Here is an 8,930-nt window from a genome sequence, read left to right as displayed (position 1 = left end):
GATCGGCGAGCTCGCGCACAAGATCGTGCAAATCCATGCGCTGACCGATCTCGACAAGGGCATCACGCTCAATGTCGGGCTGGTCTCGGGCGGGCAGTCCGTCAACACCACGGCGCCTTACGCCGAGGGACAGATCGACCTGCGTTACGTCGATCCGGCGGATCGTGCGCGGATCATGGCTGCGATCGAGACGATCGTCGCGACGTCCTACGTGCCAGGCACCAGCGCGATGCTGTCGATCAAAGGCGAGTTCGTGCCGGTGGTGCAGAGTGCCGACTCGAAGGCGCTGTTCGAGACTTATCAGGCCGCCGCGAGGGACGCGGGCCTCACCACGCTCCAGGGCGAGTTCTCCGGCGGTTGCGCCGATTCCGGCTTCACCGCCGCCGTGGGCACGCCGACCATCTGCGGCCTCGGCCCGGTCGGCGGGCTCGCGCATACGCCGGAGGAATATCTCGAGGTCGACAGCATCGTGCCGCGCGCACAGGCGCTGGCGCTGGCGATCTTGAGGGGGTGAACGGGAGCCGTAAGAGCACCGGTGCCGTAGGGTGGGCAAAGGCGCGCTTGCGCCGTGCCCACAATTTCTCTTCGCTGTTAGAAGTGGTGGGCACGCTTCGCTTTGCCCACCCTACGAGGCCTTTCGAGGGCTACGAATAACTCGGCGCGTCCGGCTTGCGGAAGATGTGGATGGGGTCGCCCGGCACGATCGGCGATCCCGAGAACATCGCGTAGGCGTAAAGTGCGAGATAGGCGATCGCGAGCGCGCCGATGGCGTAGAAGGCCCAGGTCGCAACGCGCTTCATCATTCGGCTCCCCACGCCTTCCAGCGGGAAGGCTCACCGCGCTTCTAGAGCGACGACGCCGAAAAGGCCAGCCTCTGCGTCAGCCTGCGGCGGTCAAGCCCCGCGGCGGCTGCGCGTGGGAACACTGACGTCGGCGAGCCTGACCGCGTCCTCGTCCTGGTCGACCGCCACATACTGGCCGTGCCAATAGGCGAGCGCGGCGGCGCGCGGCGAGCTCCTGATGTCCCGGACGCGGCCGATGACGATGCCGTGCGAGTGACGCTCGACGATCTCCTCGACCTCGCAATCGACGGCCGACAACGCGCCGACCAGCAGCGGAACGCCCGAAACCGAGGTCACCCATTGGCTGCCTGCAAAGCGATCGGCGCCCTTCAGCCCGCCCTTCCCCGCAAAGCGCTCGGCCACCTCGAGCTGATCGGCATTGAGGATGTTCACACCGAAGGCGCCGTAGCGGCGGATCAACGGAAACGACGAGGCATCCCTGTTGATGCTGACCAGCAGCGTCGGCGGCTCCACCGACAGCGAGGTCACCGAGGTGACCGTCATGCCGGTGATGTCCTTGCCGCGCCCGGCGGTGATGACGCTGACGCCGCCGGTGAGATGGCGCATGGCGCCACGGAAATCGGCGGACGAGACGGGGATTTTGGTCATGAGATCGCGGGGGACTACATTCATGGCGTTGCTCCCCGAACCGGGGTTCCGTTATTTAGGTACGATCGTCCGCCGACAACAGGTGGCTCAGGATCGAGCCTTCGAGGCCGGCCAGCTCGACCGACCCGCGCTGGCGGGGCCGGGCCACGTTAACCGTGACGTCATGGGCGATACGGCCCTCCTCGATCACGAGCACGCGGTCGGCCAGCGCGACCGCCTCGGCGACGTCGTGGGTGACGAGGATGGCGGTAAAGCCCTGGTCGCGCCAGACGCGCTCCAGGAGACGCTGCATCGAGATGCGGGTCAGCGCATCCAGCGCGCCGAGCGGCTCGTCGAAGGCGAGCACGCGCGGCCGGGAGACCAGCGCGCGGCCAAGCGCGACGCGCTGCTTCTGGCCACCTGACAGCACCGAGGGCCATTGGTCGCGCTTATCGGTCAGCCCGACCTCGCTCAGCGCCTTCTCGGCGCGCGCCTGCGCATCGGTGGAGGCCCGCTCGCGGCCGAGGCCGACCTCGACATTGGCGAGCACCCGAGCCCAGGGCAACAGCCGCGGCTCCTGGAACATCACGCGGATGTCCTCGGACTGGATGTCTTTTGGCTGCATGTCTTGGCCGAAGCTGATGCTGCCGGCATCGACTTTTTCCAGTCCCGCGATCAGACGCAGCAGCGTGCTCTTGCCGCAACCGCTTTTTCCCACGATGGCGACGAACTGGCCGGCCGGGATGTGCAGGTCGATGCCGCGCAGCACCTCGTTGCTGCCGTAGGATTTGCGCAAGCTGCGGATGCTGAGCGGGAGGCCGGCGGTCTGCACCGGGCGCTCCTCGCGCACGACACGGGCGTGCGGCCCGAAATTGGCGCGGCTGGCGAGCTCGGACTCGGGAAGGGAGGTACGAAGCGCTGTCTGCATGTGATTCCCAGTATTTCTGCTCAACGTTTCTGAAAGGCGGGATGCCAGGAGAGCGTCAGGCGCTCCAGCACGCGTGACGCGCTGTCGGCGAGCTTGCCGAGCAGGGCGTAGATCAGGATCGAGAGCACGACGACGTCGATCAGCATGAACTCGCGCGCCTGCATCGCCATGTAGCCGAGGCCCGAGGATGCCGCGATGGTCTCGGCGACGATCAGGGTCAACCACATGATGCCGAGCGCGAAGCGGATGCCGACGAAGATCGAGGGCAGCGCGCCCGGAAAGATCACCCGTCGGAACAGCTCGCCATCGGTCATGCCGTAGGTGCGGCCCATCTCGATCAGTTGCGGATCGACGGTGCGGATGCCGTGCAGCGTGTTGAGGTAGACCGGGAAGAACACGCCGAGCGCCACCAGGAACAGCTTTGCGCTCTCGTCGATGCCGAACCACAGGATGACCAGCGGGATCAGGGCCAGATGCGGCACGTTGCGCACCATCTGCAGCGTGGTGTCGGTGAGCTTGGCCGATAGCTGCGACAGGCCGTTGGCAAGCCCGAAGGCGAAGCCGATGCTGCCGCCGATCAGGAAGCCGATCGAGGCGCGCCAGAACGAGACCCAGATATTGCGGACGAGCTCGCCCGAGAGCAGAAGCTTCCAACCCGCGAGCACGACGTCGCTCGGCGCCGGTAGCACGCGGGTCGGCACGAAGCCGGTGACGCTCGCGACCTGCCAGATCGCGATGATGGCGAGCGGCACGATCCACTGGATCAGGCCGTCGACGCGCGGCAGGCGGACGCTGCGCGGAAGCGAGATGCTGTCGATCAGGCTCATGACTGCGACACCCGATGCTGCGGACGGAAGTCGCTGCCGACCGTCTCGCCGAACGGACCTCCGTTGAAATGCAGCTTGGTGACGTTGCTCGGCTGCTCCAGCGCGAGCAGCGGGAAGACCAGCTCGGCGAAACGGTAGGCTTCCTCCAGATGCGGATAGCCCGACATGATGAAGGTATCGATGCCGAGATCCTGATACTCCCTGATGCGAGCTGCGACGGTCTCGGCGTCGCCGACCAGTGCTGTGCCGGCGCCGCCGCGCACGAGGCCGACGCCGGCCCACAGGTTCGGCGCGATCTCGAGCTTGTCGCGCTTGCCGCCGTGCAGCTGCGCCATGCGCTGCTGGCCGACGGAGTCCATGCGGGCAAAATTCTTCTGCGCTAGCGCGATGGTGTCGTCGCTGACATGCTTGATCAGCTCGTTCGCATCGCGCCACGCCGCCTCATTGGTTTCGCGGACGATCACGTGAAGCCGGATGCCGAAGGAGAGCTTTCTGCCGCGGGCAGCGGCGACCTCCCTCACCTTCGCGATCTTCTCGGCGACCAGTGCCGGCGGTTCGCCCCAGGTCAGGTATTTGTCGACGGTGTCGACTGCGACGTCGATGCCGGCATCGGACGAGCCGCCGAAATAGAGCGGCGGGCGCGGTGCCTGCACCGGCGGAAACAGGAGCTTGCTGCCCTCGACATGGATGTGCTTGCCTTCGGCATTCACCGTCTTGCCGGCGAGCAGATCGCCATAGACGCCCAGGAACTCGCGGGTGACCTCGTAGCGCTCGTCATGGGACAGGAATATGCCGTCGCCCTTGTTCTCGACGGGATCGCCGCCGGTGACGACGTTAACGAGGAGCCGGCCGTTCGTGATGCGGTCGAGCGTCGCGGTCATGCGTGCGGCCACGCTCGGCGATTGCAGGCCGGGGCGGACGGCGACGAGATAGCGCAGCCGCTCGGTGAACGGTGCGACTGATGAGGCGACGATCCAGGAATCTTCGCAGGATCGCCCGGTCGGCAGCAGCACGCCGAAATAGCCGAGCTGATCGGCGGCCTGCGCGATCTGGCGCAGATAGTTGAAGTTGACCTCGCGGCCGCCGATACCGGTGCCGAGATAGCGGCCGTCGCCGTGGGTCGGCAGGAACCAGAGGATGTTGGGGCTGGGTTGCTTGCTCATGGTCTTGCTCACGATCCTGACTTCCGGGCGACGTCGGAAATCTTGATGGATTTGGGGATGAGGCCCAGCGCGAAGAACGTGTCGGCCACCTGCTGCTGGTCGGCAATGACGGCATCGGTGATCGGCTTGATGCCGTAGGATTGCCGCTTCAAGGCGACCTCGACGACCGGGACGGACAGGCCGATCGCCGGCGCCAGTTGCTCGGCCACCGCATGGATGTCGCCCTTGGCCCAGTCGTCGACCGCGCTGAGCTCGGCGAGCACGGCGTCGACGATCTTCGGATTGGCGTCGAGGAACTTCTTAGAGGAGAAGTAGAACTGGTAGTTGGCGACGATGCCGGTTCCGTCGGCGAGCGTGCGCGCGCCGGTGGCCGCTTCTGCTGCCGCCTGGAACGGATCCCAGATCACCCAGGCATCGACCGCGCCGCGCTCGAAGGCGGCGCGGGCGTCGGCGGGCGCCAGGAACACCGGCTCGATTTCCGAATACTTCACGCCCGCCTTCTCCAGCGCTTTGACCAGGAGATAATGGACGTTGGAGCCCTTGTTGAGCGCGACCTTCTTGCCCTTGAGGTCGGCGACCGATTTCAGCGGGCTGTCCTTTGGCACCAGGATCGCCTCACCCTTCGGCGCCGGCGGCTCATAGGCGACGTATTGGATCGGCGCGCCGGCGGCCTGCGCGAAGATCGGCGGGGCTTCGCCGGTGTTGCCGAAATCGATTGCGCCGACATTGAGCGCCTCGAGCAGCGGTGGCCCCGACGGGAATTCGGTCCACACCACCTTGTAGCCGTCGGCGGCGAGCTTCGGCTCCAGCGTGCCCTTGCTCTTGAGCAGCACCAGCTTGCCGTATTTCTGATAGCCGATGCGGACCACCTTGTCCTGGCCGTAGGAGGTGCCGACCGCGGCGGCGACGATGCCGACCGACAGCACGATGGCCGCGATCAGACGCTGGATGATACGCCTCATGTTCAAACCCTTGTGGATGGGAAGAGTGGTCGGCACGGTCAGGCTGCCTGATAGCGCCAGACGATGTCGCGAATGACGATCGGCTTGGGGATCAGGCCGAGCTTGTAGAAGCGGTCGGCGACGCCCTGCTGGGTCGTGACGATGTCGTCGGTGACGGGGCCGACCACGAAATTCGCGCGATTGGCAGCGAGGGTCTGGCTGTCGAGCGGGACGCCGGTGATCGCGGCCAGCGATCTGGCGACCTCGTCACGATGCTGCTCGGCCCATTTGCCCGCTGCGGTCGTCACGTCGACGATCTGCTGCAGGATCGCGCCATGGTTTTTCGCGAACTCGCGGTTGGCGATGTAGAAGGAATTGGTCTTGGTGACCTCGCGCGAATTGATCAGGATGCGGCCGTTCTGCTTGGTCTCGCCGATCGCGAAATATGGATCCCAGATCGCCCAGGCCTCGATGCTGCCATTGGCGAAGGCGGGGCCCGCATCCGGCGGCGTCAGATAGACCGGCGTGATGTCGGCATAGGTGAGACCCGCCTTCTCCAGCGTCTGCACCACGATGTTGTGCGCGCTGGAGCCCTTGGTGAAGCCGATGCGCTTGCCCTTGAGATCGGCGATGGTGCGGATCGGCGAATCCTTCGGCACCAGGATGCCCTGGCCGTTGGTGATGGGCTGTCCCGCGGCATAGACGATCGCCGCTCCGGCGGCTTGCGCGAACACCGGCGGGGAATCGCCGACCGCGCCGAAATCGACGCTGCCGACATTCATCGCCTCCATCATCGGCGGCCCCGAGGAGAACTCGATCCATTTCACGTCGATGCCGAGGGGCGTGAAATGTTTTTCCAAGGCGGCCTGCTGGCGCGTGATGACCAGCACGCCGGTCTTCTGGTAGCCGACACGAATTTCCTTCACCGCGCTCTGCGCGTTGGCGCGCGAGACGAACGCTGCGGAAGCGGCGGTTCCAACGGACAATTTCAGAAAGTCGCGACGCTGCATTCCACACTCCCGGCCGCGTGCGGCCGTCATTCCCTGCGATGAGGGGATGATGGGGCGGGTCAGCGGAGGTGTCGAGACATGCGGAAAAATAGCGATGCGCGCACTACGCGTGAGGCAGAGGGCATGATTAATATTTCCATCGGCGGAGCTGATGCAGCGCGAATTTTTTCCGCACGCGAATGTGACAATCGCGGAGCTCAAACCCAAACTGCGAAAACAACCCCATGCACAGTAGCCAAGGTGTTGTTCTGAAACGCGTTTCGTATTTTGCGAATTTGGCTTTGACCCGTCGGGCAAAACAGTGGCAGAATGTCATCATGCCGCGGAAGGATGGGGGTCCCGCCGGCTAGTGCCGCCATCTTACCGGCAAATTCTGCAGCCCGCGGAAGGCCCAGCCGCCGATCCGCACCTCCTCGTCATCGGCGATCTCGAGTTGTTTGGCGCGCGCGAACACCGTGGGCAGCGCGACTTCGGCAATCATCGCACGCGAAGCCCAGGCGCCGGCGCAGAAATGCGGTCCTGCGCCGAAGGCAACGCTCTTAGACGTATCGCGCCGCACATCGAACTGGTCGGCGCGTTCAAAATGCTTCTCGTCGCGGTTGGCGGAGCCGAACATCAGGAACACGCGCTCATCGAGCTCGAACGCCACGTCGCGGATGGTCCAGGGCTTGGCGATGCGGCGCGGCGACATGCCGATCGGCGAGATCCAGCGGGCATATTCTTCGAAGGCCTGGAGCCAGGACACCTCACCGCGCCTGATAAGATCGAGCTGGTCGGGATGGGTGAGCAGCGCCCACACCGTGCCGGCGATCGCCTTGCGCGGCTCGTTCTGGCCGCCGGAGATCGCGAGTTTGACGTTTGCGCGCACGCTTTCCATCGCCATGCCCGATGCGAGGAGCACGCCGAGGATGCTCTGGTCGGGATGTTTGCGCTTCACCGGCAGGATGTCGTCGATCGCAGCATCAATGCCTGAGGTCGCCGCATGACAGCGCGCCTCGACCGCGGGGTCACCGCCATAATTGGCAATGCCCTCGATCATGCCTTGCGACCACGCATCCATGTCCTGAAAGCCGATATTGGTGAGGCCGGTGATCGACTTCAGGCATTCGCCGGAGAACGGCAGCGCGAAGTCGCGCATGAAATCGATCCGGCCGGGCTCGATGGCATCGAGAATGCGGTCGGCATGAGCCTGGAACTGCGCGGTCCAGTGCGCCTTCACCGTCCTCGGCGACACCGTCGGGAACATGGCGCGGCGCTCGACCTGATGCGCCTCGCCGTCCTTGCGCATCATGTTGTGGCCCATCAGCCGGTTCATCAGGCCTGCGGGCTGGTGCGAAGAGAACACGTCGATCTGTTTCTCGGAGATCGAGATGTCATCGCGGCTCGTCAGCAGCGTCGAGCCGAGCTGCGGCACGAAAGCGATCGGCGCTTCCTTGCGCATTTTCGCGAGCATCGGATAGGGGTCGGCCCAGAACGCGGCCGGGTCGATGTCGATGCGCGGCGCCGTGCTCAAAGGCGGTGTCTCCCGGTTTCTCGTGCTTCAGGGAGACTAGCGGACTCCGCCGCGGGCGTCTGTCCCCAGCGATAGGGACGGACGGAATTGGAACGCAGACCGAGAACCGAGGACTGCCGTTACCGGGCCGCGGCGATCCTCGGCTCAGGTGACACCATCTGAGCGTTGGCTGCCAAGGGCCGGTTCGAGGGCGAAGCCGGCTCCGGGAAGCGGGACGCGGCGTCGGACGGCGCTCCCTGGGATGGCCGGCGGGCAGCATTTCCCGGAAGCACGATCACTTTCGCGCCGACCTTCACCCGCTCATAGAGGTCCGTGACGTCGTCATTGGTCAGCCGGATGCAGCCGGACGACACCCGCTTGCCGATCGTATCGGGCTTGTTGGTGCCGTGAATGCGATATTCGGTCTCGCCCAGATACATCGCGCGCGCGCCGAGCGGATTGCCGGGGCCGCCTGCCATGAACCGCGGCAGATAAGGCTGACGCCCGATCATCTCGGTCGGCGGATGCCAATCCGGCCATTCGGCCTTGCGGGCCACGGTCTGCTCGCCGGACCATGTGAATCCTTCGCGGCCGACACCGATGCCGTAGCGCATCGCCTGCCTGTCGTTCAGGACGAGATAAAGGAATGTGTTCCCGGTATCGATGATCACGGTGCCCGGCGTCTGGCGGCTGGCATAGTCGACCACCTGCCGGACCAATGCCCCGGGAGCATCAGCGTCGGCTTTTGGTGGCTCGGCCAGAGGCGCCGGGGCTGGAATCGGAGCCGGAGCCGGAGCAGGAGCCGGCGCCGCTGCATGGACCGGAGGTGCCACGTACACCGGGCTCGACGATGCCCGGGCTTCCTGCGCGGTCGGCTTCCGCACCGGTTGCGCGCTCCAAGGGCGAGACAACAAACCGTATCCCAAAGCGGCGACGGCCACCGCGCCAATTGCAACTCGCGCGGCCATCGGCAGGGCGAGCGGCTCCGCCTTTCCACGCTTGGCACGCTTGCTCATGTCTTCTCCCAGGTCACCACGCCCCAGAGAGGTACCCAGCAAAATTTAAGAAACTTCGAAGCGATGTGGCTGGGGCTGGAACCGTCTGCGATGGTTAACGCGGGATTCGTGCTCGACGACATC

Annotated in this window: 10 protein-coding genes; 1 reads left to right on the top strand and 9 read right to left on the bottom strand. The window is 65.4% G+C overall.

Annotated elements, in window-relative coordinates; translation table 11 throughout:
- The coding region (locus SE91_RS01965; RefSeq protein WP_156489935.1) for a M20/M25/M40 family metallo-hydrolase at window positions 1–514 on the top strand (514 nt) is incomplete at its 5' end.
- 130 nt (window positions 515–644) lie between these two features.
- Here the strand turns inward: SE91_RS01965 and SE91_RS35855 are convergent.
- From SE91_RS35855 to SE91_RS01925, 9 genes are all read right to left on the bottom strand, one after another.
- Entirely contained in the window at window positions 645–803 is a 159-nt protein-coding gene (locus tag SE91_RS35855; RefSeq protein ID WP_156489411.1) for a hypothetical protein, read from the bottom strand.
- 90 nt (window positions 804–893) lie between these two features.
- On the bottom strand, window positions 894–1,475 hold the full coding sequence (locus SE91_RS01960; protein ID WP_061846374.1) for a flavin reductase family protein: 582 nt from the start codon (window positions 1,473–1,475) through the stop codon (window positions 894–896).
- A gap of 31 nt (window positions 1,476–1,506) precedes the next feature.
- Window positions 1,507–2,358: an ATP-binding cassette domain-containing protein gene (locus SE91_RS01955; protein ID WP_061846373.1), complete on the bottom strand. Its 852-nt coding sequence runs from the start codon at window positions 2,356–2,358 to the stop codon at window positions 1,507–1,509.
- Window positions 2,359–2,378: 20 nt separating this feature from the next.
- The gene (ssuC, locus tag SE91_RS01950; protein ID WP_061846372.1) at window positions 2,379–3,185 is read right to left on the bottom strand and encodes an aliphatic sulfonate ABC transporter permease SsuC; all 807 of its coding nucleotides are present in this window, start codon (window positions 3,183–3,185) and stop codon (window positions 2,379–2,381) included.
- A complete protein-coding gene (gene ssuD / locus SE91_RS01945) occupies window positions 3,182–4,348 on the bottom strand; it encodes an FMNH2-dependent alkanesulfonate monooxygenase (protein WP_061850869.1) in 1,167 nt (388 codons plus the stop codon). Before ssuD ends, ssuC begins: the two co-directional genes overlap by 4 nt.
- Before the next feature lie 8 nt (window positions 4,349–4,356).
- Entirely contained in the window at window positions 4,357–5,310 is a 954-nt protein-coding gene (locus SE91_RS01940) for a sulfonate ABC transporter substrate-binding protein (protein WP_061850870.1), read from the bottom strand.
- 38 nt (window positions 5,311–5,348) lie between these two features.
- Window positions 5,349–6,299, bottom strand: coding sequence for a sulfonate ABC transporter substrate-binding protein (locus SE91_RS01935; RefSeq protein WP_061846371.1), 951 nt, complete (start codon window positions 6,297–6,299; stop codon window positions 5,349–5,351).
- A 346-nt stretch (window positions 6,300–6,645) separates the two neighbouring features.
- Window positions 6,646–7,812, bottom strand: a complete 1,167-nt coding sequence (locus SE91_RS01930) for a cytochrome P450 (RefSeq protein ID WP_061846370.1) — start codon at window positions 7,810–7,812, stop codon at window positions 6,646–6,648.
- Between the two features lie 119 nt (window positions 7,813–7,931).
- The gene (locus tag SE91_RS01925) at window positions 7,932–8,807 is read right to left on the bottom strand and encodes a L,D-transpeptidase (RefSeq protein WP_060737068.1); all 876 of its coding nucleotides are present in this window, start codon (window positions 8,805–8,807) and stop codon (window positions 7,932–7,934) included.
- Between the last annotated feature and the right edge of the window lie 123 nt (window positions 8,808–8,930).

The sequence above is a fragment of the Bradyrhizobium sp. DOA1 genome (assembly GCF_001593325.1).
In the GTDB taxonomy this organism is placed as follows: Bacteria; Pseudomonadota; Alphaproteobacteria; order Rhizobiales; family Xanthobacteraceae; genus Bradyrhizobium.
This window is presented reverse-complemented; position numbering and strand designations above follow the sequence as displayed.